Origin of the sequence: Haemophilus sp. HMSC066D02, assembly GCF_001810545.1 — a bacterium.
In the GTDB taxonomy this organism is placed as follows: Bacteria; Pseudomonadota; Gammaproteobacteria; order Enterobacterales; family Pasteurellaceae; genus Haemophilus_D.
Genome location: NZ_KV801809.1, coordinates 1 through 294, shown reverse-complemented (window position 1 = coordinate 294; position 294 = coordinate 1). Strand labels below are relative to the sequence as shown.

2 tRNA genes are annotated in these 294 nt (G+C 48.0%); both read right to left on the bottom strand.

From position 1 onward, the window contains the following. Positions 1–24 precede the first annotated feature (24 nt). Positions 25–100: transfer RNA gene (locus HMPREF2750_RS06340), tRNA-Ala, on the bottom strand. Between the two features lie 53 nt (positions 101–153). Next, positions 154–230 (bottom strand) — tRNA-Ile (locus HMPREF2750_RS06335). Positions 231–294: the final 64 nt, after the last annotated feature.

The following is a 294-nucleotide window of genomic DNA, read 5'->3' as shown; positions in this document are numbered from 1 at the left end:
CTCAATTTACTTAACGATGATAAGTGGTGGAGATAAGCGGGATCGAACCGCTGACCTCCTGCGTGCAAGGCAGGCGCTCTCCCAGCTGAGCTATATCCCCATGTCATCGTTTATTTATTACCTTATTCACCTCAATCACTCACTCAGTTTGAGTGGTGGGTCTGAGTGGACTTGAACCACCGACCTCACCCTTATCAGGGGTGCGCTCTAACCACCTGAGCTACAGACCCAAGGGAATAACGGCTTTCTGCTCGATATTGTCTACAATATATCAATCAATCTGTGTGGACACTT